Source organism: Nonomuraea rosea, from assembly GCF_039539705.1.
Taxonomy (GTDB): Bacteria; Actinomycetota; Actinomycetes; order Streptosporangiales; family Streptosporangiaceae; genus Nonomuraea; species Nonomuraea rosea.
Map to the genome: position 1 here is coordinate 54,120 of NZ_BAABDQ010000055.1, position 23,120 is coordinate 77,239.

Genomic DNA, 23,120 nt, shown 5'->3' on the forward strand with positions numbered 1-23,120 from the left:
GCACAAAACCAAGCGAGCGCTAGGCCAAATCGCGAGGAGGCCATCATGGTATGGCGGGGCCCAATGGTGGTCACGGCGGTGCTCACGCTGCTCGTCACAGGGTGCGCGGCGCAGCAGAAGAGCGCCGGCGGCGCGGCCGCCCCAGGCGTGACCGCCACCACGATAAAAATCGGCGGCGTGCTGACCAAGACCAGCGCCAGCGGCTACTCGACCAAGGACGCCGAGGTGGGCGCCAAGGCCAGGTTCGAGCGGGCCAACGCGGCCGGCGGCGTGCACGGCCGCAAGATCGAGTTCCTGGGCGCCGAGGACGACGGCCAGGACGCGGCCAAGGGCGACGCGGCGGCCAAGAAGCTGGTGCAGAAGGACCAGGTCTTCGCCCTCGTCCCCGTGCACGCCCCCAACTTCGGCGGCGCCGCCTTCCTGGAGCAGCAGGGCGTGCCCTGGTTCGGCTGGGCGACCGGGCCGCAATGGTGCGGCACGAAGACCGGCTTCGGCTACAACGGCTGCCTGGCGCCCAAGCCGGGCGCGGGCTCGCAGACGTGGTGGGGCAGGCAGATGGCCGACCTGCTCGGCGGCGCCGACGGCAAGGCCGTGTACGTCCAGACCAGCGACTCCAGCGGCAGCAAGTACGGCGGCACGACGATCTCCCAGTCGTTCACCGCGGCCGGCTTCAAGCTGGTCGGCGTGAACTCCGGCCTCCCCGCCGCCGCCCCGCCACCCGACTGGCTCCCGTACGTCAACAAGATCATGACCTCGAACGACGGCCAGGCCCCTGACATCGTCGTCTCCGTGATCGCGGGCACCAAGTTCAACGTCGGCCTGTACTCGGCGCTCAAGCGGGCCGGTTACCAGGGCGTGCTGACGGACGCGACCAGCTACGACGCCGCCATACTCAAGGACAAGGCCAGCGCGCAGGCCCTGGAGGGCGTGCTCGCCGCGCCGATGTTCGAGCCGTTCGAGTCCGCCGCCCCCGAGATCGCCCAGTTCAGGCAGGACGTCGAGAAGGTCGCGCCGGGCGCGGTGCCGACCCAGCACATGGCGATCGGCTACTGGGCCGCCGACATCTTCCTCGACATGCTGACCAAGACCGGCAAGGACCTGACCAGGGAGAAGTTCCTGGCCACGGGCAACGGCTCGTACCTGTACGAGAACGCCGGATTCGGCAGGATCCAGTACCCCCGGGACCACACCGAGCCGAGCGGCTGCGGCGCCCTGGTCAAGCTGGAGAACGGCGCCTTCCAGGTCGCCAAGAGCATGAAGTGCTTCGACAACGTGCCGCTCAAATGATCCTTGGCTATGTGCTCAGCGGCCTGGTCACCGGAGCAGTCTTCGCGATCATGGGATCGGGCCTGACGCTGTCGTACGCGGCGACCGGGGTGTTCAACTTCGCCCACGGCGCCGTCGGATTCCTGTCCGCCCTGCTGTTCTACGAGCTCAACGTGGCCGCCGGGCTGCCCGCGTGGCTGTCGGCCCTGGTCGCGGCCGGGCTGTTCGCGCCCGCGCTCGGCTATGTGCTGCACAAGAGCATGTTCCGCGGTCTGGCCCAGGCGGGGGAGACCGCGCAGATCGTCGCCACGATCGGGCTCACGATCGCGCTGCCCGCGCTCGGCCTGCTGGTCGTGGACCTGGCCGGGCTGCCGCCCGCGGACGCCACCTCGCTGCCGCGCGGCGTCGGGCCGCATCCCGCCGGGTCCTTCGAGCTGATGGGCGTCCCCCTGGACACCGACCAGCTCATCACGTTCTGCTTCTCGGCGGTGGCGGCGGCCGGGCTGTGGGCGTTCATGCGGCACACCCCGTACGGGCTGCGCATGCGGGCCTCCGTCGACCGCCGCCGGCTGGCCACGCTGCGGGGCATCGACGCCGACGCCACCTCCGCGCTGGCCTGGATGTTCGGCTCCGGCCTCGCCGGGCTGGCCGGGGTGCTGGCCGTGCCGGTGATCGGGCTGGACGCGACGGCGTACACCGTGCTGCTGTTCGCCTCGGCCACGGCGGCGGTGTTCGGGCGGCTGCGGTCGATCCCGTGGACGTTCGCGGCCGGGCTCGCGCTCGGCGTGGTCCAGAACCTGGTGGCCGGCTACACCGACTTCCTCCAGGAGGTCACCGGGCTGCGCACCGCCGTGCCGGTGATCCTGCTGTTCGCCGGCCTCGTGCTGCTGAACAGGTCACGCGCGCGCGTCGCGGGCAGCGCGGCCGAGGACGCGCCGCCGCCCGACCACCTGGCGGGGCTGCCGCCGTGGCGCCGGCGGCTGCCGTGGGCGCTGGGGCTGGCCGCGCTGCTGGCGTTCACCTTCACGGCGTCCGAGTACTACGCGGGCGTGGCCGCGCAGGGGCTCGTGCTGGCGCTGATCTTCTGCTCGTTCGTGGTGGTCACGGGGATCGGCGGCATGGTCAACCTGGCCCAGGCCGCGTTCGCCTCGATGGCGGCGCTGACCTGCGGGTGGGCGTTCTCCTCCGGGCTGCCGTTCATCGTGGCGATCCTGCTGGGCGTGCTGGCGGCCAGCGCGGTGGGGATGCTGGTGGCGCTGCCCGCGCTGCGGCTGGGCGGGCGGGTGCTGACGCTCGCCACGCTGGCCATGGCGCTGCTGGCCGACCAGGTGCTGTTCCAGGTGGACGCGTTCAGCAACGGGACGATCGGGTGGTCGCTGCCCGCGCTCGGGTTCGGCTTCGCGGACACCTCGGATCCGCGGGTGCGGGTGGTGGTGCTGCTCGTGCTGATCGGCGGGGTGGCGCTGCTCGTACGCAACCTGGAGCGGTCGGCGTCCGGGCGGGCGATCCTGGCGGTACGGTCCGCGCCCGCCGCGGCCACCACCTCCGGGCTGTCCGCGCCACGGACGAAGATCATGCTGTTCGCGCTGGCGTCGGCGATCGCCGGGCTGGGCGGGGTGCTGTTCGCGATCTCCAAGGGCTCGATCACCGCGACCGACCTGCCGGCCTTCTCCGGGTTCGTGTGGCTGGCCGTGGTGGTGCTGCAGGGGGTGCGCCGCATCGGCGGCGCGGTGCTCGGCGGGCTCGTCGCCGTCGTCGTGCCCGAGCTGCTGGCCAGCTGGGATCTGTCGGCGCACGTGGGGGCCATCCTGTTCGGGGCCGGGGGTGTGATCCTGGCCAAGCATCCCGACGGGGTGCTCACGCAGATCGCGGAGCTCCGCCACCGCCTTTCCGGGGAAGTGGCGGCACTCGCTGGGCGTGGCCCCACGGCGGAACGCGACCTCGCGCAGGAGCCGGTTCCCGGCCCTCGCCTGGTCGTGTCGGAACGCGCGCCCACAGAGCCAGCGGCGCCCACGGCGCCCACGGCTCCCATGGCGCCCACAGCGCCCACGGCTCCCACGGCTCCCACGGCTCCCACGGCGCCCGCTGGGTTCGCGGAGCGGGAGCGGCCGCTGTTCAGGATGGCGGGCGTCGTCGCCGGGTACGCGGACTGCACCGTGCTGCGCGGCGTCGACCTGGAGGTGCGACCGGGTGAGGTGGTCGCGCTGCTCGGCGCGAACGGCGCGGGCAAGTCCACCACCTGCGCGGTGGCGGCCGGCGACCTGCCCGCCACCAGCGGCCGGATCCTGCTGGACGGGACGGACGTGACCGCCTGGCCGGCCCACCGCAGGGCGCGGGCGGGCATCCTGCTCGCGCCGGAGGGCCGGGGCGTCTTCCCCGGCCTCACCGTGGAGGAGAACCTGCGGACCTGGCTGCCCGACCCCGCTGCCGCCTACGAGCGGCTGCCGAAGCTCGGGGAGCGGCGGGCCGTGCTCGCCGGCGCGCTGTCCGGCGGCGAGCAGCAGTTGCTGGCCCTCGCCCCCGCGCTGGTGCGTCCGCCCCGGGTGCTGATCGCGGACGAGGCGTCGCTCGGGCTGTCGCCGCTGGCGGTGCGGCAGGTGTTCGAGGTGTTCGCCGAGCTGCGTGCCCTCGGGGTGGCGCTGCTGCTGGTCGAGGAGAAGGCGTCGGAGGTGCTCGCGGTGGCCGACCGGGTGGCGTTCATGCGGCTGGGCCGCGTCACCTGGACGGGGCCGCGATCCGAGGTGGACAGCGAGCGGCTGACCGCCGCCTACCTGGGGGTGAGCTGAGTGCTGGCCGTCGATGGCGTGTCGGTGTGGTTCGGCGGGGTCAAGGCGCTGGACGAGGTGTCGTTCGAGGTGGACGAAGGCTGCGTCCAGGGCGTGATCGGGCCGAACGGGGCGGGCAAGACGACGCTGTTCGACGTCGTGTCCGGGCTGTGCCGGCCGAGCGAGGGGCGGGTCAGCCTGGCGGGCCACGACCTGACCCGCGTGTCCCCGGTCAAGCGGGCCAGGGCCGGGCTGCGGCGTACGTTCCAGCGGACGCAGGTCTTCGGGCGGCTCACCGTGGCCGACAACGTGCTGGCGGCGCTCGACTGGCACGGCGGCGGTGGCGGGCTCGCCGCCGACCTGGCCGGGTGGCCTGGCCGGCGGCGGCTCGAACGTGAGCGGCGCGAGCGCGTGGCCGAAGTGCTGGAGCTGTGCGGGCTCACCGGACTGCGCGACGCCTACGCCGCCGCGCTGCCCGTCGGCCAGCGCCGGCTCGTCGAGCTGGCCCGTGCCCTGGCCGACCGGCCCCGGCTGCTGCTGCTCGACGAGCCCACCTCGGGCCTGGACGCCGACCAGACCGTACGGCTCGCCGCGGCGGTCAGGGCGCTGGGCACGACTGTGCTGCTCGTGGAGCACGACATGGGCTTCGTCATGGAGACCTGCGATCGGATCGTCGTGCTCGACCTGGGCCGGGTGATCGCCACCGGCACCCCGGAGGCGATCAGGCAGGATCCGGTCGTCCGGGCCGCCTACCTGGGCTGAGCCTTACCTGGCTCGTGGGCTCGTGGGCTCGCGGGCTCGCGTTCGCGGGCTGGGCTTATGCGTGGCGTTCGGTGAACGAGAGGATCTGGCGCCAGGCGTCCTGGCAGGCTTCGGCCCACTCGCCGTACGAGCGGTCGAAGAACGAGTGCGGCGCGCCGTCGTAGAGGTGCGTCTCGTGCTCCGTGCCCACCCGGTCGAGCGCGGCCGTGTACGCGTCGAACTCCTCCGGCGTCGAAACCGTGTCCGCACCACCCCTGAGCAGCAGAATCGGCGCGCCGGGCCCCTCGGTCGGCGTCTCGATGGCGCGCAGCGCGCCGTAGAAGCCGATGCCGCCGGCCAGGCCGTTGGTCCCCTCGGTGGCCTGCCGCCACGAATGAGCGCCGCCCATGCAGAAGCCGACCGTGAACACGGGCCCGTCCAGCTCCTGCGTGGCCGCCACCGCGTCGGCCCTGACCTGGCCGGTCTGGAGCTGCTTGACGTGCGTCATGAAGTCGAAGTCGTCGCCCCGGTCGCCGCGGCCCGCCGTACGGCCGAAGTAGTCGATCGCGATCGTACGGAAGCCCGCCTCTGCGAACCGTACGGCGAGATCGCGGTAGAACGGGTGCAGCCCGCGAACGTCAGGCAGGATCACGACCGAGCGGCCGTTCGGCTCGGCGGGCTCGGCCCGGTAGGCGAGGAACGTGTTGCCGTCGGCCGCGGTCAGCTCGATCTGCTCGTGGGAGGCCACGTCGCCCTGGACCGGCGGTGCGGGCGGCCTGCTGTCAGTGGAATGGCACATGCGCCCAGCATGCCCGACGATGATCCCGGCTATCCCTCTTGTGGGCCCATCGGTGCGGTGTGTACGAGGGCGGACCCATCAGTACGGCCTGTTGTGGTGCACGGCCGTCAGTAGGGCGGGGCCGCGCGCAACGCCCGTACGAGATGGGCTCGTACCCGGGCCACGGCGGGCCTGGCCTGGGCGCCGGCGCGGACGGCGAGGTAGCCGGTGTTGATCGGCGCCTCTCGGGGCTCGGCCAGCGTCACGAGGGAGCCGGCGGCCAGGTCACGGCGGCACAGGTACGCGGGCAGGACCGAGACGCCCATGCCGGCCCGCACCGCGCACCGGCCCGGTCCTGACTGGCAGCCTAAGGTGGTGGTGGACGGCCGTCTGGCCACCGGCCAGAACCCGGCCAGCGCCGCCCCGCTCGCCGAGCGCGTCGTCGAGCTCCTCGCCGAACGGCGGGCCTGAGAAGCGCAATCGCCGCCGGATGGCGGTTGTGCGCCACGGGCTCGGCTTCGACCATCGAGGAGTAGCCGTCACCATCCCGTGGAAGGGACCCCGCATGGCATTCCACCGCAATCTCGACCCAGAGCTCCGCGCCGCGCTCGAAAAGTCGCCACTGCCGATGTTCGACCTGTCGAGCGTGACGCCGGAGGAGCTGGCCGGGCAGCGGGCGCAGATCAACGCCATGCTGGCCGCGGCGCCGTCCCCGGACACCGACGTGGTGATCGAGGACCGGCACGTGCCGGGGCCCGACGGCGAGCCCGACGTCCGCGTCCGGATCTACCGCCCGGCGCAGGAGGGTGCGGGACGGCCGGGGCTCTACTGGATCCACGGCGGCGGGATGATCATCGGTGTTCCCGAGATCGACGACGCGATGATGATCGATTGGGTCGAGCGGCTCGGCGTCGTGGCGGTGTCCGTCGACTACCGGCTGGCCCCGGACCACCCGCATCCCGCGCCGGTCGAGGACTGCTACGCCGGGCTGGTGTGGACCGCCAAGTCCGCGGTCGAGCTGGGCATCGACCCGGCCAGGCTGGCGGTCGGCGGCGCCAGCGCGGGCGGCGGGCTGGCCGCCGCCACCGTGCTGCTCGCCCGCGACAGGGGCGGCCCCGACGTGGCCTTCCAGCTCCTCGTCTGCCCGATGCTGGACGACCGCAACATCACCCCGTCCAGCCACGAGTTCGCCGAGGCCGTCGTCTGGGACAGGGCCGCGAACCTCTTCGGCTGGACCGCCCTGCTCGGCGACCGGATCGGCGGCGACGACGTGTCCCCGTACGCGGCTCCGGCGCGGGCCGAGGACCTGTCCGGGCTGCCGCCCGCGTTCATCGACGTCGGGGAGCTGGAGGTGTTCAGGGACGAGGACCTGGACTACGCCCTGCGGCTCTCGCAGGCCGGGGTGTCCACCGAGCTCCACCTCTATCCGGGGGCCTTCCACGGGTTCGACGGCATGGTGCCGGACACCGAGCTCAGCAGGCGGGCCAAGGCGGCCCGGCTGGCGGCGCTCAAGCGGGCTTATCGCCTCTGACGTTGGCGTGCAGGCGTACGAGCGCCAGGGCCAGGTGGGCGCGCAGGCGGCCGGCCGGGTCGGCGAGCGAGAAGCCCAGGACCGACTCCGCCCGCGCGATGCGCGCGGCCATCGAGCTGTGGTGCAGGTGCACGGCGGTGGCCGCGCCGCGGACCGAGCCCGCCAGGCAGAGCGCTCGTACGGCGGTCAGGGCCTCGTCGCCGAGCCGCGCCATCGCGCGGACGTCGGCCAGTTCGGCGATCGCGGCCTCCGGGAGGTCGGCGAAGAGCGCCAGCGCGCCCAGGTCCGACCAGCGCATCACCTGGTCGTGCGGGCCGGTGAAGCGCAGGGCCGTGCGCGCGCCCGCCCACGACTCGGCCGCGCGGGCGCCGGGCAACTCGGGCCCGATCCCGACCCTGGAACCCGCCGGCAACTCAGGCCCCAGCCCGGCCGGTCGTCCGGGTGCCGGCGTCAAGGGTCGTTCGGGGGCTGGCCGCGGCAGGGTGGTTGCGACCAGGATGGCCTGGGTGTCGCCGATTCTGGCGGTGCGGACCTGGTGGCCCATCGCGCGCAGGCCGGCGGCCGGTACGTCGCCGGGCAGCGCGATGGCCAGGGCCTGCAGCGGCGTGGACGGCGCGAAGCCGAGCAGGCGCAGCGCGCGGGCGCGCTCGGCCTCGCCGGTATCCGCCGACAGCGCCAGCTCCACCAGCGCCGGGTCCTGGCCCTGCCTGGCCAGCGCGGTGGCGCGTTCGAGGGTGACCTCGGCCGCGGCGGCGTAGCGTTCGAGGACGATCTCGTCGAGCCCGTGGGTGGGCCCCTCGCGTTCCATCCAGACGGCGCCGAGCCCTGAGCTCAGCTCGCGTACCGAAGCGGGCGAGCCCGTGGGTGAGCCGGAGGGCGTGCCGGCGGATGTGTCGGCCTGGCCGCCCGGGCTGGTGCGCGAGCGCCGGCCGGTGGCCGCGTCGAGCAGGCCGACCGGGCATTGGGCCAGCCGCGCCGTGGCGGCGAGCAGCACGGGCACGCTCACGTGGTCGCGAACGAGCGAGTCGAAGTAGGCGATGACCCGCACCGCGCTCTCCGCGTCGGCGTCGAGCGTGGAGAGCCGCAGCAGCAGTCCCTGCACACTCACCAGAGTAGATCGGTGCGCGGTGAACTGGCGACCGTACCAAGCGTGCGCTAGGTTGGGTGACGTGGATCTCGACTTCTCCCCGGCAGAGCAGGACTTCCGCGCCGAGGTTCGCGACTGGCTGAGCGCGCACGTGCCCGAACGACTCCCGTCCATGGACACCCCCGAGGGCTTCGCCGCGCACCGGGCCTGGGAGGCGGTGCTCGCCGAGGCCCGGCTGTCCGCCGTCTCCTGGCCCAGCAGGTACGGCGGCCGCGACGCCTCCCTGATCGAGTGGCTGATCTTCGAGGAGGAGTACTGGGCCGCCGGCGCCCCCGCCCGGGTCACCCAGAACGGCATCTTCCTGCTGGCGCCGTCCCTGATGCGCTCCGGCACGCCCGAGCAGCTCGACCGGTGGCTGCCCCGGATGGCGAGGGGCGACGACGTGTGGGCGCAGGCCTGGTCGGAGCCGGAGGCGGGCAGCGATCTGGCCGCCCTCACCTCCCGCGCCGAGCCCGCCCCCGGCGGCTGGCGGCTGTACGGGCACAAGACGTGGAGCTCGCGAGCCGCCTACGCCACGCACGGGTTCGGCCTGTTCCGCACGTCGGGGACGCGGCACAAGGGGCTGACGTACTTCCTGTTCCCCCTGGACGACGTCACCGTCCGGCCGATCGCGCAGCTCGACGGGCTGCCGGGGTTCGCCGAGCTGTTCTTCGACGGCGTGTACGTGCCCGACTCGATGGTCCTCGGCGAGACCGGTCAGGGCTGGCGGATCGCGATGGCCACCACGTCCTCCGAACGCGGCCTGGCCCTGCGCAGCCCCGGCCGCTTCCTGGCCACCGCCGACCGGCTCGTCGAGCTGGCCCGCTCCGCCGGTGATCCCGTGCTGGCCGATCGGGCGGCCAGGTGCTGGGTGGAGGCGGAGGCGTACCGGCTGCACACGTTCGGCACGGCGCGGCGGATCATGGCGGGGGCGGAGATCGGGTCCGCGGCCAGCATGGGCAAGGTCTTCTGGTCCGAGCTGGACCTGCGGATGCACGCCCTGGCCATGGAGCTGCTGGGGGATCGGGCGGGGGAGACGCCGTGGCTCGACGGGTTCCTGTTCTCGCTGGCGGGGCCTATTTACGCGGGCACGAACGAGATCCAGCGCAACATCATCGCCGAGCGCGTCCTGGGACTGCCGCGATGAGGCGCCTGGGGTCGTACCTCGCCGCGAGAAGGAGCCTGGTGTTGTATCCGGGGGTGCCGCGATGAACTTCGGGTTCACGGACGAGCAGGTCGCCCTGGGCGCGACCGTGCGTGACGTGCTGCGGGCGCACTGCCCGCCCGCCGCGCTGCGCGCCGAGCGCCGGCCCGCGTGGGAGCAGCTCGCCGCGCTCGGGTTCTTCGGGCTGCTGCTGCCTCCCGAGGCCGACGGGCTGGGGCTGGGGCTGGTCGACGTGCTGCCCGCGCTGGAGGAGACCGGGCGGGCCTGTCTGCCGGGGCCGGTCGTGGAGACCGCGGTGGTGGCGCCGTACCTGGTGGCGGGTGTGCCCAAGCTGGCCTCGGGCGCGGTGTGCGTGAGCGTGCTGCCACCCGGGCAGGCGTACGTCCCGGACGCCGACCTCGCGGACCTGCTGATCGTGGCCCGGCCCGGCGGGCTGCGGCTCGTGGCCGCGGAGTCCGTACGCCTGGAGCCCCGGGCTGGGGCGGATCCGTGCCGGCCGCTGTTCGAGGTGTCCTTCGAGGAGTCGGAGGAGCTGGGCGGCTCGCCCGTGGCCGCGCTGCGCCGGGCCACGGTGGCGACCGCCGCGCAGCTCGTCGGGGTCGCCAGAGGGCTGCTGGAGGTCACCGTCGGGTACGCGCGGGTGCGGACGCAGTTCGGTGCGGCCATCGGGTCGTTCCAGGCCGTCAAGCACCAGCTCGCCGACGTGGCCGTGGCCGCCGACTTCGCCGCGCCGCTGGTGTACCGGGCGGCCCTGGCGGTGGATCGGCCGACCGGCACCGCCGAGCGGGACGTGAGCGCCGCCAAGGCCGCCGCAGGTGAGGCGGCCGTCCTGGCGGCCCGGGTGGCGCTGCAGGTGCACGGGGCGATCGGCTACACCGAGGAGCTGGATCTGCGGTTCTGGCTGGCGCGGGCCTGGTCGCTGTCGGCCGCGTACGGCACCACGGCCGCACACCGCGAACGCCTGCGCACCGCGATCATCGGCGGCGACCTGCGGAGGTACCCGTGAAGTTCGGCGTGCCCCTCGGCCTGCTGCACCCGGCCGCCTGGAAAGACGTGGCGGTGGCGGCCGACGAGCTGGGGTTCGAGTCGGTGTGGCTGCCCGAGCATCTCATCTTCACCACCGACCTGTCGCTCGCCGTCTACCCCGGGACCTCCGATCCGGGGATCAAGCCGGCCACGCCGCTGTTCGACGCCCCCGCGTACCTGTGCTGGCTGGCCGCCCACACCTCCCGCGTCCGGCTCGGCACGGCGGTGCAGCTCCTCGCCCTGCGCCACCCCTTCGTGTCGGCCCGCGCGTTCGCCACCCTGGACGTGGTCTCGTCGGGCCGGGCGATCTGCGGGGTCGGCGCCGGGTGGTACCGGGGGGAGTGGGAGGCGGCCGGAGTCCCGTTCGGCACCAGGGGGGCCCGGCTGGACGAGGCGATCGAGGTGGTCAGGCGGCTCTGGAGTGAGCCGGTGGTCGCTCATACCGGGACGTTCTACTCCTTCCCGGAGGTCGCCTTCGAACCCAAGCCGGTGCAGCGGCGGCTGCCCGTGCTCGCGGGCGGGGAGTCGGCCGCCGCGCTGCGCAGGGCGGCCCGGCTCTGCGACGGGTGGATCAGCATGCCGCACACGATCGAGTCGATCAAACCGCAGCTCGACCGGCTCGGGCCGGGGGTGCCGGTGACGGCGCACGCGTATGAGCTGGCCTCTCCTGACGAGGTGCCCGCGTGGGCGGGGCTGGGGGTGGAGCGGCTGATCGTCCGGCCGTGGACGCGCAGCAGGGACGCGGTGTCCCGGCTGGCCGCGTTCGCCGCCGACTACGGCGTGGGCGGCTGACGCGGCTCCCGGTCCGGAAGGCGTCCTGTCGGGATCTGGCGCGGCTCATGGTCCGGATGGCGTCCCTTTGAGGTCTGGCGCCGCTCGCGGCCACGGGGTCTGGTGCCGCTCATGCGCGGTGGCGGCCTCCTCGGGCGCTGGTGGCGCCGACCAGTTCGCGGTCGTTCCGGTACGCGGGGAGCGTGGCGGCGCGGTGCCGGCGACCTCGCAGCGGGACGTCCTGGGCCGGGGACATCGCGTAGTCGTGCTGCGGCGTCTGTGCGGTCCTCGCGGCCGGGCGGCGGTGGCGGCGGCCACGGGACGGGAGATCGGCCGGATATGCGGTGATCTCTTCTGCGGGGCGTTCGTAGCGCCTGCGCCTTCCCTGGTAGGTGGCGCTGATGCCGGGAGCGTCCAGGATGTCCCCGCTCGACCGCCTGGCCGGGGCGAAGGCGTCGAACTCGCTGGTCGCCGCGGGGATGACGATGCGCTCGAACGGGCTGGTGTCCACGACCCGCTCCAGCGGCCCGGTGTCGAGGACGATCTCGAACGTCCCGGTCTCGTCGGTGAACTCGTAACGGCTCCGGTCGAAGTCGGGCTCGAAGGGGCCGGTGTCGAAGGCGGGCGTGAACGGGGCGGTGTTCTGACCGGTGCCCCGGCCCGCGCGGCTGCCGGTGGCGTGGCGGGAGGCGGAGTGGCGGGACGCGGAGTGGCGGGAGGCGGCGTCCGTGGCGAGGTCGAACGGCCTGGTGTCCAGGGACCGCTTCGCCCGCCGCGGCAGCCCGCCGCCCACGGCTTGGGCGGCGCCCATGGCCTGGACGGCGTCTGAGGTGGAGAGGGACTGGGTGGCGGACAAGGGCTGGATGGCGTCCGCGACGGTGGCCATGGGCTCGGTGAGGGTGCGGAGCTGGGCCGTACCTGCCGTGACGGCGGTGGCGGGTCGGCGGCGACGGCGGCGGTTCGCAGTCGACCTGGCCGGGCGCGGCGCGGTGCGCTCGGCGGCGACCGGTGCCGTGCGGGAGCGGCGGGTCTTGGCGACGGCGAGCAGCGCCAGCGCGGCCACCAGCGCCGAGCCGATCAGCGTGGGGGTGGAGACGTTCGGCAGCGGGCTGCCGGCCGACGCGTCGACGTGCGAGGGAAGGGGCTCGCCGGTCGCGGCCGTGGTGCCGGCGGTCGTCGGCTTGGCGTGCTTGCCCGTCTTGGCGGCCTTCCCGGCGGTCTTCCCGGCAGGGGAGCCGGTCGCCGAGGGAGTGGCGGCGGCGTCAGGGGCCTTCTTAGTGGTCTTCGCGCCGGTGCCGGACTTGGTGGCCGACGCCGGGCCCGAGCCCGTGCGCGGCGGCTGGCTGGGCTCGGTGCGGGAGGCGAGCGGCGCGTGCGCGGCGTCCTGCTGCGGGATCATCGAGCTGAGCGACTCGGGCAGCTGCAGCCGCCCCACGTCGCCGCCCGGCTCGGTCCTGGCGTCCTGCTGATCCCCGTAGTCGCCCTGGACGGACGCCTGCTCCTCGGCCTTCTTCTGGGCGGCCTCGTCCAGCCGGGACTTGATCCGCTCGGGGTAGCCGTACCCGACGACCTTGCTTGTGTCACGTTCCTTGCGCTTGGCGACGCCGCCGTCGATGTTCCCCTCGATGGTGTAGATCGTGTCGCCCTCGACCCGCGTCACGATGCCGACGTGGTCGATGTTGTCGATCTTGTTGGTGCCGCTCCAGTCGTAGAAGACGAACGCGCCGGGCTTGGGCGTCTTGCCCCAAGCCCCCTGCTCCTTGAACCACTTCGCGTGCGCCACCGTCCACGCGAACTGCCCGATCCACTCCTCGTAGCCGAGCTTGTGCGCCGCCCACGACAGGTACATGTCGCACCACGGGGCAGAGCTGTAGTCCGCGTCGAACTCGACGTTCTTGCCGTACCACTCGCCGAACTTGGTGTGCGCCCCGCCCTTCTCGGCGTAACCGAGCTGGCTCTCGAGCAGGTCGATGAACTTCTGGATCTCTGGCGTCATGGAAGTATTGGGGGAACCTTCCGGGCAAGACCGGGTTTATCCACGCATACCGGGGTACGGAGGGGAATCCCGGGACACATGTGACAAAACCGGAGGCTTGTCATCTTCCGTGATGAGCGAGGTTACCGTGCCGTAACACGAGGTCAGGCCCGCCCCAAGAGACGTTCAAGCCTCCTCTGAGAGCGAAATCGCAGGTCAGAGGTGTTGCCAGAAATGTCCGAACACAGGTGATTTAACCTGAAAAGATCTACCTAGGAGGATTGATCAGTAGCCTGCCCCGGTCAGCAGTCCCCCGTCCACCGTGAACTCGCTCCCCGTGCAGTAGCTGGCCCGGTCCGAGGCCAGGAAGGCGACGAGGTGGGAGACCTCCACGGGCTTGGCGAAGCGCTTGATGACCATGGATTTCATGAACGTCTCCGCGTCGACCTCCGCCATGATGTCCGGATCCAGGGCCATCGCGGTGTTGATCGCGCCGGGATGCACCGAGTTCACCCGGATCTTGAATTTGGCCAGCTCCCTGGCCGCCGACTTGGTGACGCCGCGGATCCCGAACTTCGAGGCCGAGTACGCCGACAGCCCCTCGGCGCCGATGAAGCCCTCGATCGAGGAGATGTTCACGATGGCGCCGCGCCCGGCCGCCTTCATCGGGTCGATCACCGACTTGACGCCCAGCCAGGTGCCCTTGAGGTTGACGTCGATCACCCGGTCGAAGTCCTCGGGCGACATATCAAGGATGCGACGAAATTTCAGGATCCCGGCGTTGTTGACCAGTACGTCCAGCTTGCCGTGCAGCTCCGTCGCCGTCGCCACGGCCCGCCCCCAGTCCTGGAGGCTGGTCACGTCGTGATGGACGTACGTCGCGCCGCTCTCCTCCGCCAGCGCCTTGCCCTCCTCGTCCAGGACGTCGCCGAACACCACCCGAGCGCCCTCCTCCAGGAACAGCCGGACGTGCGCCGCCCCCATGCCCCGCGCCCCGCCGGTGATCAGCGCGACCTTGCCGTCAAGCAGCCCCATAACGTCCTCCTGCCGCGACGGCCACGGCGGCCGCCTCCATGGAGCGGTAGACGGGGATCCCCGCCGCCGCCGCGATCCGCCGCACCTCGTCGTCGACGCCCGGAGGCGCGCACTCGCCGTTCCTGGTGACGAGGGTGATCCTGACGCCGGGCAGCGCCTCCTGCGCCGCCGCGACCGCCCGCGTGTAGGCGTACAAGGGCTCGGCCGTGTCCCCGTACGTGAAGAACGCCGGTACGTTCACATGCGCGACCACGTCACGGTACGGCCGCCGCCGGACGAGCACGTCGATCACCTCGGGCACCAGCCCGGCCCGGCCCAGCGGCCCCACCGGGACCTCCAGCGGATTGCCCGCCGCGACCACCCCGAGGCCGCGCAGGGACTCCAGCGCGTCGCCGGGCAGCGGATCGAGCCGCACGCCCGCCAGGTCGAAGGCGTCGGCGGCCAGGACGCTCGCGCCGCCGCTCGGCCCCACCACCAGCACCCGCTCCCCGGTGGTGACCCGCGAGCCGTGCGCCTGGAAGAACGCCAGCACCCCGATCAGGTCGTCCTGGCTGGTCACCAGCGCCGCCCCCGACTGCCCGGCCACCGCCTCCCAGATCCGCCGGTCGCTCACCAGGCCGCCCGTGTGGGAGGCGGCCGCCTGCTGGCCCTGCCCGCTCCGCCCGCCGACCAGCAGCACCACGGGCAGGTCCGCGGCCCGCAGCGCCTCGTACAGCTCCCTGCCGTCGCGCGGATCCTCCAGGTAGAGCCCGACGGCCCGGGTCTCCTCGTCGCGGGCCAGCCAGCGCAGCAGCTCGGCCGGGGTCACGTCGGCCGAGTTCCCGACCGTGACGACCCGGCTGAACGCCAGTCCGCGCCGCTCCCCGACCTTGATCACCTCGCCCGCGAGCCCGCCGCTCTGCGAGATCAGGGCCACCGATCCGGCGGGGCCGACCCCGCCGCCGACGAACGTCTGACGTCCCCGGGGGCAGTAGACGCCCATGCAGTTGGGCCCGAGCAGCCGCGTCCCCGCCGCTCTGGCGGCCTCGGCCAGCTCGCGTTCGAGCCCGGGGTGCCCGGCCTCGCCGAACCCGCCGCTCATCACCTGCACGAACGGCACCCCGTACGCCTGACGTACCACCTCGGCGCATCGCTCGGCGGGGACGGCCACGAGCGCGTAGTCCACGTCCGCCCGCGCGAGCGAGGGCACGGCGGGGACCCCGGACACCTCGCTCGCGGTGGGGTGCACCGCCACCAGCGGGAGGCCCGTGGCGCGGTAGAAGCCGAGGAACATGTTCCCGAAGTTCGGCCGGGTCGTGGAGGCTCCGACGACGGCCACGGCCCTGGGCTCGAAGAGCGGCAGCAGGTCACCGGGCGGCCGGGCCGCCGGGCGGGCGGGAGCCTGGCCGGGCAGGTGGCGGGCGTCGACGGCCACGACGCCGGAAGGGCCGGCGATGACCGGGTTCAGCTCGAACTCGCCCAGCTCCAGCCGCTCCCACAGCCCGCCGGGACCACCGGCCGCCATCAGCAGCTTGACCACCGCGTCCACGTCCACGGGCGGGCCGCCGCGATGGCCGTCCAGGAGCGCGGCCCCGCGCAGGGAGCCCAGCATGTCGCGTGCGTCCTGCTCCGAGATCGGGCAGAGGCGCAGCGCCGTGTCCCGCAGCGCCTCCGCCCACACCCCGCCAAGCCCGGTGAGCAGCACCGGGCCGAACGCGGGGTCGCGCACCAGGCCCACGATGAGCTCCACGCCCGCGTCGGCCTGCTCTTCCACCAGGAACCCCGCGATCGTGGCCGGCACCTTGGCGGTCATGGCGCGCGCCGCCGCCGGGAGCTCTCGCGCGGTGAGCCCGAGCGCGACGGCCCCGGCGTCCGACTTGTGCACCAGGCCGGGCCCGAACGCCTTCAGCACCAGCGGCTCCGACAGCTCCGCCGCCGGGCCGAAGTCGAGGTCGCGCACCACGAACCCGCGCGGCACCGGCACCCCGGCCTCCCGCAGCATCGCCTTGACCTCATGCTCGTACACGTGCTCGGCCGCAGATGCCGCGCCCTCGTGTTCGCCCAGGCTCACGGATGCCGCGTCTTGGTGTGCGTCCGGGCTCGCGGATACCGCGCCCTCGTGCGTGCTCTCGTCCGCGCTCACGCGAGGAGGTGCCCGTGGCGCTCGCGGATCTCCCTGCGCAGCAGTTTGCCCGGCCCGCCGGAGGCGTCCTGCGTGTGCGGCAGCTCATCGGCCACCACGATCTGGTCGGGCCGCTGATGCGCGGGCAGCGTGTCGGCCAGCGCGAGCGCCAGCTTGGACGCGTCCAGCGAGTGACCCGCACGTGGCACGACGGCCAGCAGCACGCGTTGCTCCGGTGCCCCCTCAGGCACGCCCACCGCGCCCGCCTCGGCGACCCCGTCCAGCGCCGAGGCCGCCTCCTCGATCACGACCGGCTGCGTCCAGACGCCGTTCTTGATGATCGAGTCCTCCCGCCGCCCGTGCACGCGCAGCACGCCGTCCGCGGACAACGTCCCGAGATCGCCCCCGACGTACCACTCTCCGCGCATCACCTCCGCGGTCTTCTCCGGCAGCCCGTCGTAGCCGGTCATCCGATGCGGCCCGGCCAGGTTGATCTCGCCGACCTCGTCGATCACCAGGTCGCCGCGCGGGCCGGTGACGCGCACCGCGTTCCCCATGCGCGCGCGCCCGGACGACCCGAGCGGCGTGGAGCCGTCGTCCACCCGTCCCATGCACGTGTACGGCGCCTCGGTCTGGCCGTAGTACGAGAACACGCCCGCCTGCGGCAGCCTGGCCTTGATCCGGTCGAGCATGGTCGCGGTCAGCGGCTCGCCGCCCAGCATGATGACCTGGAGCGACGAGAGATCCACGCCCTCGTGGTCCGCCGACCCGAGCAGCGCCGAGTAGAACGAGGGGATCTGCGACACGTGCGTGACCCGTTCGCGGGGGACGACGCGCAGGAAGTTCGCCGGGCCCCAGTCCTGCTCCAGCACCAGGCGCATCCCGGCGTAGAGCGCGGGCCCGACGATGGCCGGGAACCCGATGCCCCAGATGATCGCGCCCGTGCCGAACACCGAGTCGGGCCCGCGCGGCACGTCGAGCCAGATCTGGGCCGTGGCCAGCGACGACGCGTGCGTGTGCACGACGGCCTTGGGCAGCCCGGTCGTCCCCGAGGTGTAGTAGAGGGCCAGCGGGTCGTCGTACCAGCCGCTCAGCGGCGGCTCCGCGTCGGAGTCCGCGGTCAGGTCCTTGGCGTCGATCCACGTGGTCACGCCGGGGAGCGACCCCCTGATCTGCTCGACCACCTGCGCGACCGTCGAGTCGTACACGAAGGCCGTGCACCCCGACGCCGCCACCACGTCGCGCAGTGTCTCCACCGGCCAGTACGGGTTCAGCGCCGCCGTGACGGCCCCGATCTTGGCCTGGGCCAGATAGACCTCCGCCACCTGGAGCGTCTCGTTCAGCAGCGCCGCGACCCGATGCCCCGGGCCGATGCCGGCCGCGAGCAGGGCGTTGGCACGGCGGTTGACGCTGCGGTTGAGCTCGTCGTAGGTGAGGCTCTGTTCGCCGCAGTACGTGAGCGCCACCCGGCCGGGCGTGCGCAGCGCTCCGGCGGTCAGGATCGCGTGGCCGTAGTTGCCGTAGGGTGATCGCGCCATGGGGGGTGCCTCCAGGTCAGAGGGGCGAATAGAGCACGAAGACGTTTCCTGAGGGATCGCGCAGCACGGCCCGCGTCTCGTGCGGCCCTTCCTCCGGCTCCCGCACCACCTCGCCGCCGCGCGCCGTGAGCTCCCGTACGGCCAGGGTCACGTCGTCCACCTTGTACGACGGCGCGGCCGAGGCGGTGACGTGCTCGGCGGGCCCGGCCAGCGCCACGGTGACCCCGCCACCGTCGAGCGCCGCGAACCTGTCGCCGTCGCGGAACTTCACCGGCAACCCGTAGAAGGCGATCGCCTCGTCCAGGTCGGTGACGGGGATCAGCACGTTTCCGAGCCTCACGCGGGCCTCCAATGCGGTAGTCCGTCGATGAACGTCACCCGCACCGGCAGCCCGATGCGTACCTCTTCCTGCGGGCACCCCACCACGTGCCCGAACGCCCTGACGTCTTCCCGCAGGTCCACCCACGCCATCACGTACGGCTCGCGGCCCGCGTAGCCGGGGGCGAACGAGCGGTGCACGACGGTGTACGTGTGCACCACGCCCTCGCCCGGGACCGGCTCGAAGACGAGCTCGCCGGCGCACCGGGGGCAGGCCGCCTCGGGGAGGCAGCTGCGCCTGTCGCAGGACGTACAGCGCTGGATGACCAGCTCGCCGCGCCCAGAGGTGTCACCGCTCATCGCTGCCAAGCTAGCGCACGCTTGGTTGCCCGGCAAGGGACGGCACCCGCCAAAGCGGCCGGGCTAATCGGCGAGCTCGCCGGAGGGCGGGACAAGGCGCTCATCCAGGAGCTCGCCGTCCGTCGAGCCGGTCGTAAGCACAGTCGCGGGCCCAGCGGTAAGCGCGGTCGTGGGCTCGTCGGACGACTGGCCCAGCGGCTCGTCATTGGGCTCGTCGGACGGCTGGGCGAGCGGCTCGTCCGGAGCCGTCGATCCCGACAAAGCGGGCGTACTCTGCTCCGGGCTGGGCGTGGGAGCGGTCGTGGTCGGTGCTGTCGTGGCCGAACGGGTCGGGGTAGGGGTGGCGCAGGCGGGCCCGTCCATGGCCGCCTCGCTCACCTGAGGCCCGTTGGCCGCCGCCGGTTCGGTCATGACCAGGATCCCGACATAGGCCCGTTCGCCGCACGCCACCCTCGCCGGGGAGTGCGTGACGCCGACGGTGTAGGCCGTGCTGCCGCTCAGGGTGCGCGTCTCCCTGCGCACCGTCCTGGCCGCGCCCTCCTCCCCGTCCCGCCGCGTGTACGAGATCCGCAGCCGTACCGGCCCGGTGCCGTCCGCCGCGACCTGGATCGTGCCCGCCGTGCCGGTCCACTGGGCGATGCCGGCCGCGCGCACGGCAGGTTGCGGCACGGAGGTCCCGCCCTGCTGCCGAGTGGGCAGCGGCGGGGGCGGCGACGAGGTGGGAAGGGGCGGCGGCGGCGTGTCCGACGGCCTGGCGGTCGTGCGCCTGGGCGCGGGGGCCGTCGTGCTCGGGCTGGGCGTCTCGGCGTCGACGGGGGAGGGGTCGGCCTGGCTGTCCGTCTTGGGCGGCGGCATCAGGATCGTGCCGGGCCCCGGCGGCATCCGGCCGCCGGACAGCATGAGCGCGATGGCCACGGCGACCACCGTGGCGGCCGCGACCCACAGGTGCGGCGGCAGCCGCGACATCGTCAGCATCCGCTCGCGTACGGTGGGCGGAGCGCCCGCCGCGTGGTCGGTCCTGGCCAGCGGGAAGCGCAGGGCGAGCAGCGTGGCCAGCTCCGCCAGGTGCCGCCGGCCGCGTTTCTCCCAGTCGGGGCCGTACCCGGCGACCGCGTCCTCCTCCACCTCGGCGGCGAACTGCCTGGCCGAGGCGTACCTGACCGCCGGGTCCTTGGCCAGGCCGCGCTTGAGCAGGTCGCGCAGCGTATCCGGAACGACCTCCAGCGGCACCGGCTCCACCAGGTGCTGGTCGCGCACCGCGGGCACGTCCAGCTCGCCTTCCCGGTCCTCCTTGTACGCCCGGTAGGGCGGCCGGCCCCTGACCGCCTCGAACAGCACGCACGCCGCCGCGTACAGATCCGCCGGCGGCCCCGTGCTGCCCTGCGTCCACAGCTCGGGCGACATGTACTCGGGGCTGCCCGCGGGCACGCCGGGCTCCTCCGCGTGCACGACCACGCCGAAGTCGGTCAGCTTGCTGGTGCCGTCCGCCTGGACCAGGACGTTCTCCGGCTTGACGTCGCGGTGCGGGACGCCCTTGTCGTGCACGGCGGCCAGCGCGAGCAGCGTGCTCTTGAGGATGGCGAGGGCGGCCTCCGGGCTGGTCCTGCCGTGCTCGGCCAGCAGCGTGCGCAGTGACACGCCGTCCACCAGCTCCATGACCACGGCGGCCCTGGTGGGGGTCTCGACGTACTCGTAGAGCCTGATGACGTTCTGGTCGTCGATCTCGACCAGCTCATGGGTGTCGGAACGGTAGCGATCCATGAACTCGGTGTCCCTGCGCAGGGTCGCGTTCAGGTATTTGATCGCCACGTAGGCGCCCGTCGACTGATAGGTGGCGAGGAACACCCGGCCGGTGCGGCCGGAGCCGAGCTGGCGTACTTCGCGGTAACCAGGGACCAAGTTCAACCCCCATAAGCGGCCTCTTGGGTCTGACGGTCTCACCCGGGGTGCTGGTTGTCACGACTGCAGATATTTCGCCCGACGTTAGACCGAAATGACGCTGTGTGTCGGGTGTATGCTGAGCCGAGCCGGAATACCAAGCAAGCGCTCGGCTAACTATGGAGGTCGCTCGTGGAGCGTGTGGCCGTGCTGGTGATGGAGATGCAGAGGGGCGTCGTCGGCGATCTCACGAAATTTCCCGATCTGGTGGCCGCCTGTACGCGCCACGACGTCGTGGCCAACACCGCCCGGCTCCTCCACACGGCCAGGTCGGCGGGCCTGCCGGTGATCCACTGCACCGCCGCCTTCCGCCCCGGCCGGGCCGGGTCCCACACCGGCAACTGCCCGTTCATCGTGTCCCTGCTCAAGGATCCGGGCCACATGCTGGAGGGCACGCCCGCCGTCGAGGTCCTCCCCGAGCTGCGGGACGACGGGGACCTGGAGAGCCGCCGCCACCACGGCTTCTCGCCGTTCACCGGCACCGCGCTGGACATGACGCTGCGCTCGCTCGGCGTCTCCGCCGTGGTGGCCGCAGGAGTGTCGCTCAACCTGGGCATTCCGGGCCTGGCCCTGGAAGCGGTGAACCTGGGCTACCGGGTGACCGTGGTGAAGGACGCCGTGGCGGGGATCCCGGAGGACTACGCGCAGGCCGTACTGAAGAACACGATCAGCCTCCTCGCCACCCGCACGAGCACGGCGGACCTGGTCGAGGCGTGGAAATGATGGACGGCCTGCGCCTGGACGGGCGCGTGGCCGTGGTGACGGGCGGCGCGGGCGGGATCGGGTCGGCGATCGCCGCGGACCTGACCGCGCTCGGGGCGCGGGCAGTGCTCGCGGACGTGGACCTCCCCGCCGCGGAGAAGGTGGCGGCGGGCCTGGCCGGAGCGCGGGCGCTGGCCGTGGACCTCGCCTCGCCCCCGTCCGTCGAACGCTTCTGCGAGGCGGTCGGGCCCGTGGACGTCCTGGTGCACAACGCCGGAGTGTCGGTCGTGGCGGCGTTCACCGAGAGCGATCCGGCGGACTGGGACCTCATGTGGCAGGTCAACCTGCGCGGGCCGATGCTGCTGACCAAGCTGCTCCTGCCCGGGATGATGGACAGGCGGTGGGGGCGGCTGGTGTTCGTCTCCTCCGACGGCGCGCGGGCCGGGTCGGGCGGCGAGGGGGCGTACGCGGCGACCAAGGCCGGGCTGTTCGGGCTGGCCAAGACGCTCGCCCGCGAGGCGGCCCGCCATCAGATCACCTCCAACGTCGTGTGCCCAGGACCCACGGACACGCCCATGCTCCGGCGGATCTCCGATGCCGAGCCAGGGCTCGTCGACAAGCTCGCCCGCGGCATCCCGCTGCGCCGCCTCGGCACGCCCGCCGACGTCGCGGGCCTGGTCGCCTACCTCTGCACGGATCGCGCCGCCTACGTCACCGGCCAGACCCTGTCGGTGAGCGGCGGCGTGACCATGCACTAGCCGGCCGTGCTGTCACAGCGCGTTGTAGACGGCCTCCACCAGGCGGATGCCGCGCAGGTTGCCGGAGATCGCGTTCGCCATCTTGTTCATGACGTAGCCGATGGCCAGGCCGCGTCCCGGGTCGCCCAGGCCGATGGAGCCGCCCATGCCCGAGTGGCCGAACGCGGTCTGCGACGGCATCAGGAACGTGACCGACGGCCGCATGTAGCCGAGCCCGAACGAGGTGTCCAGGAGCAGCACCCGGTCGGGCCCGCTGACCCGCGGCCGGACGGCGTCCTCAAGGGTGCCGGGGCGCAGGACGTCGCCGCCGACCAGCGAGCGGTAGAAGCCGGCCAGGCCCCTGGCCGTGGCGACCACCCCGGCGGCCGGCCAGCCGGCGCGCAGGATGACCGGGTTGTTCGCGCCGCCCTTGAGCAGGTGGATGCCGGGGTTGCCGAGCGCGCGGTTCATGAGGCTCTGCGGGTCGAGCGCCGCCTTGGTCATCTCGGCCAGGACGTCCCGCGCCCGTCGTCCGTCACCGGCCGCCGCCCCGTCTGCCTCGGTTACCGGGGGTGCGGGCTCTTGGCCGTCGCCGGTCCTGGCGACCTGGGGCCTGTCGCCCGCCTTGAGCCGGGCGGCGCGGGCGATCACCGTGTCCGGCGCCCCCACCCACAGCTCCAGCCCCAGCGGCCCGGCGATCTCGGCGGCCACCAGCTCGCCCACGGACTTCCCCGTCACCCGCCTGATCACCTCGCCCACCAGGAACCCGTACGTCAGCGCGTGATACCCGTGTGCCGTCCCCGGCTCCCAGATCGGCGTCTGCCGGGCGAGCCTGGCCGCGATGGCGGCGTGGTCCTCGAACTCCTCCACCGGCACCGGCTCCTCGATCACCGGCAGCCCAGCCTGGTGGGTGAGCAGGTGCTCGACGGTGATCGCCCCCTTGCCCCCGGCCGCGAACTCCGGCCACACGTCCGCGACCGGCGCGGCGACGTCCACCAGCCCGCGCTCGGCGAGCTGCAGCAGCACGGTGGCGGTGATCGCCTTGGTGCAGGAGTAGGCGAAGGCCGGGGTGTCCTGCTCCCAGGACCGGCCGGTGTGCCGGTCGGCGACGCCGCCCCACAGATCCACGACCAGCTCGCCGTCCAGATAGACGGCGAAGGCGGCGCCCAGCTCCTCGCCGTCGGCGAAATGCCGCTCGAACACCTCGCGTACACGGGAGAACCGAGGATCGCAGTGCATCAGACCTC

21 protein-coding genes are annotated in these 23,120 nt (G+C 73.1%); 10 read left to right on the top strand and 11 right to left on the bottom strand.

Features of this window, described 5'->3' with window-relative positions:
• Nucleotides 1-45: 45 nt before the first annotated feature.
• Genes ABEA43_RS60820 through ABEA43_RS60830 form a run of 3 tightly spaced genes read left to right on the top strand, consistent with a single transcriptional unit; the run spans nucleotide 46 to nucleotide 4,793 of the window.
• Complete coding sequence (locus ABEA43_RS60820; RefSeq protein WP_345577612.1) at nucleotides 46-1,287, top strand: ABC transporter substrate-binding protein; 1,242 nt, start codon at nucleotides 46-48, stop codon at nucleotides 1,285-1,287.
• Nucleotides 1,284-4,052 carry an ABC transporter permease subunit gene (locus ABEA43_RS60825; RefSeq protein ID WP_345577615.1) on the top strand — a complete coding sequence of 923 codons (2,769 nt, stop codon included), beginning with the start codon at nucleotides 1,284-1,286 and terminating at the stop codon, nucleotides 4,050-4,052. Before ABEA43_RS60820 ends, ABEA43_RS60825 begins: the two co-directional genes overlap by 4 nt.
• The gene (locus tag ABEA43_RS60830; RefSeq protein ID WP_345577619.1) at nucleotides 4,053-4,793 is read left to right on the top strand and encodes an ABC transporter ATP-binding protein; all 741 of its coding nucleotides are present in this window, start codon (nucleotides 4,053-4,055) and stop codon (nucleotides 4,791-4,793) included. It abuts the gene before it with no gap.
• Nucleotides 4,794-4,848: 55 nt separating this feature from the next.
• Here ABEA43_RS60830 and ABEA43_RS60835 read toward each other — a convergent pair whose 3' ends face one another.
• Entirely contained in the window at nucleotides 4,849-5,571 is a 723-nt protein-coding gene (locus ABEA43_RS60835; protein WP_345577622.1) for a dienelactone hydrolase family protein, read from the bottom strand.
• 107 nt (nucleotides 5,572-5,678) lie between these two features.
• Complete coding sequence (locus ABEA43_RS60840) at nucleotides 5,679-5,876, bottom strand: LysR substrate-binding domain-containing protein (protein WP_345577625.1); 198 nt, start codon at nucleotides 5,874-5,876, stop codon at nucleotides 5,679-5,681.
• Between ABEA43_RS60840 and ABEA43_RS60845 the strand changes: the two genes are divergently transcribed.
• Both ABEA43_RS60845 and ABEA43_RS60850 read left to right on the top strand, forming a co-directional pair.
• A complete protein-coding gene (locus ABEA43_RS60845) occupies nucleotides 5,875-6,021 on the top strand; it encodes a hypothetical protein (RefSeq protein ID WP_345577628.1) in 147 nt (48 codons plus the stop codon). The genes ABEA43_RS60840 and ABEA43_RS60845 overlap by 2 nt on opposite strands.
• Nucleotides 6,022-6,115: 94 nt before the next feature.
• Entirely contained in the window at nucleotides 6,116-7,081 is a 966-nt protein-coding gene (locus ABEA43_RS60850) for an alpha/beta hydrolase (RefSeq protein ID WP_345577631.1), read from the top strand.
• On the opposite strand, the gene ABEA43_RS60855 is transcribed toward ABEA43_RS60850, so the two are convergent.
• Nucleotides 7,059-8,183 (bottom strand): helix-turn-helix domain-containing protein, encoded by a 1,125-nt coding sequence (locus ABEA43_RS60855; RefSeq protein WP_345577634.1) that lies wholly within the window; start codon nucleotides 8,181-8,183, stop codon nucleotides 7,059-7,061. The two genes, ABEA43_RS60850 and ABEA43_RS60855, sit on opposite strands and share 23 nt — an antisense overlap.
• Before the next feature lie 67 nt (nucleotides 8,184-8,250).
• Between ABEA43_RS60855 and ABEA43_RS60860 the strand changes: the two genes are divergently transcribed.
• From ABEA43_RS60860 to ABEA43_RS60870, 3 genes are all read left to right on the top strand, one after another.
• The gene (locus ABEA43_RS60860) at nucleotides 8,251-9,354 is read left to right on the top strand and encodes an acyl-CoA dehydrogenase family protein (protein WP_345577637.1); all 1,104 of its coding nucleotides are present in this window, start codon (nucleotides 8,251-8,253) and stop codon (nucleotides 9,352-9,354) included.
• A 61-nt stretch (nucleotides 9,355-9,415) separates the two neighbouring features.
• Nucleotides 9,416-10,378, top strand: a complete 963-nt coding sequence (locus ABEA43_RS60865; protein WP_345577640.1) for an acyl-CoA dehydrogenase family protein — start codon at nucleotides 9,416-9,418, stop codon at nucleotides 10,376-10,378.
• Nucleotides 10,375-11,190: a TIGR03619 family F420-dependent LLM class oxidoreductase gene (locus ABEA43_RS60870; RefSeq protein WP_345577643.1), complete on the top strand. Its 816-nt coding sequence runs from the start codon at nucleotides 10,375-10,377 to the stop codon at nucleotides 11,188-11,190. Before ABEA43_RS60865 ends, ABEA43_RS60870 begins: the two co-directional genes overlap by 4 nt.
• A 109-nt stretch (nucleotides 11,191-11,299) precedes the next feature.
• On the opposite strand, the gene ABEA43_RS60875 is transcribed toward ABEA43_RS60870, so the two are convergent.
• The 7 genes from ABEA43_RS60875 to ABEA43_RS60905 all read right to left on the bottom strand — a co-directional run bounded on the left by ABEA43_RS60875 (nucleotide 11,300) and on the right by ABEA43_RS60905 (nucleotide 20,401).
• The gene (locus ABEA43_RS60875) at nucleotides 11,300-13,165 is read right to left on the bottom strand and encodes a CHAP domain-containing protein (RefSeq protein ID WP_345577646.1); all 1,866 of its coding nucleotides are present in this window, start codon (nucleotides 13,163-13,165) and stop codon (nucleotides 11,300-11,302) included.
• Nucleotides 13,166-13,429: 264 nt separating this feature from the next.
• Nucleotides 13,430-14,179 carry a glucose 1-dehydrogenase gene (locus ABEA43_RS60880; protein WP_345577649.1) on the bottom strand — a complete coding sequence of 250 codons (750 nt, stop codon included), beginning with the start codon at nucleotides 14,177-14,179 and terminating at the stop codon, nucleotides 13,430-13,432.
• Nucleotides 14,166-16,229: an acetate--CoA ligase family protein gene (locus ABEA43_RS60885; RefSeq protein WP_345577652.1), complete on the bottom strand. Its 2,064-nt coding sequence runs from the start codon at nucleotides 16,227-16,229 to the stop codon at nucleotides 14,166-14,168. The genes ABEA43_RS60880 and ABEA43_RS60885 overlap by 14 nt, the downstream gene beginning before the upstream one ends.
• A gap of 68 nt (nucleotides 16,230-16,297) precedes the next feature.
• Nucleotides 16,298-17,818, bottom strand: coding sequence for a class I adenylate-forming enzyme family protein (locus ABEA43_RS60890; protein WP_345577655.1), 1,521 nt, complete (start codon nucleotides 17,816-17,818; stop codon nucleotides 16,298-16,300).
• Between the two features lie 16 nt (nucleotides 17,819-17,834).
• Nucleotides 17,835-18,158 (bottom strand): VOC family protein, encoded by a 324-nt coding sequence (locus tag ABEA43_RS60895; protein WP_345577658.1) that lies wholly within the window; start codon nucleotides 18,156-18,158, stop codon nucleotides 17,835-17,837.
• A complete protein-coding gene (locus tag ABEA43_RS60900; protein WP_345577661.1) occupies nucleotides 18,155-18,496 on the bottom strand; it encodes a Zn-ribbon domain-containing OB-fold protein in 342 nt (113 codons plus the stop codon). Before ABEA43_RS60900 ends, ABEA43_RS60895 begins: the two co-directional genes overlap by 4 nt.
• 63 nt (nucleotides 18,497-18,559) lie before the next feature.
• Nucleotides 18,560-20,401, bottom strand: coding sequence for a protein kinase domain-containing protein (locus ABEA43_RS60905; RefSeq protein ID WP_345577664.1), 1,842 nt, complete (start codon nucleotides 20,399-20,401; stop codon nucleotides 18,560-18,562).
• A 165-nt stretch (nucleotides 20,402-20,566) separates the two neighbouring features.
• On the opposite strand from ABEA43_RS60905, the gene ABEA43_RS60910 reads away from it, so the two are divergent.
• Both ABEA43_RS60910 and ABEA43_RS60915 read left to right on the top strand, forming a co-directional pair.
• A complete protein-coding gene (locus tag ABEA43_RS60910; protein ID WP_345577667.1) occupies nucleotides 20,567-21,157 on the top strand; it encodes a cysteine hydrolase family protein in 591 nt (196 codons plus the stop codon).
• Nucleotides 21,157-21,894: an SDR family NAD(P)-dependent oxidoreductase gene (locus ABEA43_RS60915; protein WP_345577709.1), complete on the top strand. Its 738-nt coding sequence runs from the start codon at nucleotides 21,157-21,159 to the stop codon at nucleotides 21,892-21,894. Before ABEA43_RS60910 ends, ABEA43_RS60915 begins: the two co-directional genes overlap by 1 nt.
• Nucleotides 21,895-21,906: 12 nt before the next feature.
• Here ABEA43_RS60915 and ABEA43_RS60920 read toward each other — a convergent pair whose 3' ends face one another.
• The gene (locus ABEA43_RS60920; RefSeq protein WP_345577670.1) at nucleotides 21,907-23,112 is read right to left on the bottom strand and encodes a serine hydrolase domain-containing protein; all 1,206 of its coding nucleotides are present in this window, start codon (nucleotides 23,110-23,112) and stop codon (nucleotides 21,907-21,909) included.
• Between the last annotated feature and the right edge of the window lie 8 nt (nucleotides 23,113-23,120).

Excerpts from the sequence above, each read along its gene's own strand:
- ABEA43_RS60875 (WP_345577646.1), bottom strand. The coding sequence starts at position 13,165 with ATGACGCCAGAGATCCAGAAGTTCATCGACCTGCTCGAGAGCCAGCTC.
- ABEA43_RS60900 (WP_345577661.1), bottom strand. The coding sequence starts at position 18,496 with ATGAGCGGTGACACCTCTGGGCGCGGCGAGCTGGTCATCCAGCGCTGT.
- ABEA43_RS60880 (WP_345577649.1), bottom strand. The coding sequence starts at position 14,179 with ATGGGGCTGCTTGACGGCAAGGTCGCGCTGATCACCGGCGGGGCGCGG.
- ABEA43_RS60825 (WP_345577615.1), top strand. The coding sequence starts at position 1,284 with ATGATCCTTGGCTATGTGCTCAGCGGCCTGGTCACCGGAGCAGTCTTC.
- ABEA43_RS60915 (WP_345577709.1), top strand. The coding sequence starts at position 21,157 with ATGGACGGCCTGCGCCTGGACGGGCGCGTGGCCGTGGTGACGGGCGGC.
- ABEA43_RS60840 (WP_345577625.1), bottom strand. The coding sequence starts at position 5,876 with ATGGGCGTCTCGGTCCTGCCCGCGTACCTGTGCCGCCGTGACCTGGCC.
- ABEA43_RS60865 (WP_345577640.1), top strand. The coding sequence starts at position 9,416 with ATGAACTTCGGGTTCACGGACGAGCAGGTCGCCCTGGGCGCGACCGTG.
- ABEA43_RS60850 (WP_345577631.1), top strand. The coding sequence starts at position 6,116 with ATGGCATTCCACCGCAATCTCGACCCAGAGCTCCGCGCCGCGCTCGAA.
- ABEA43_RS60890 (WP_345577655.1), bottom strand. The coding sequence starts at position 17,818 with ATGGCGCGATCACCCTACGGCAACTACGGCCACGCGATCCTGACCGCC.
- ABEA43_RS60920 (WP_345577670.1), bottom strand. The coding sequence starts at position 23,112 with ATGCACTGCGATCCTCGGTTCTCCCGTGTACGCGAGGTGTTCGAGCGG.
- ABEA43_RS60845 (WP_345577628.1), top strand. The coding sequence starts at position 5,875 with ATGCCGGCCCGCACCGCGCACCGGCCCGGTCCTGACTGGCAGCCTAAG.
- ABEA43_RS60835 (WP_345577622.1), bottom strand. The coding sequence starts at position 5,571 with ATGTGCCATTCCACTGACAGCAGGCCGCCCGCACCGCCGGTCCAGGGC.
- ABEA43_RS60820 (WP_345577612.1), top strand. The coding sequence starts at position 46 with ATGGTATGGCGGGGCCCAATGGTGGTCACGGCGGTGCTCACGCTGCTC.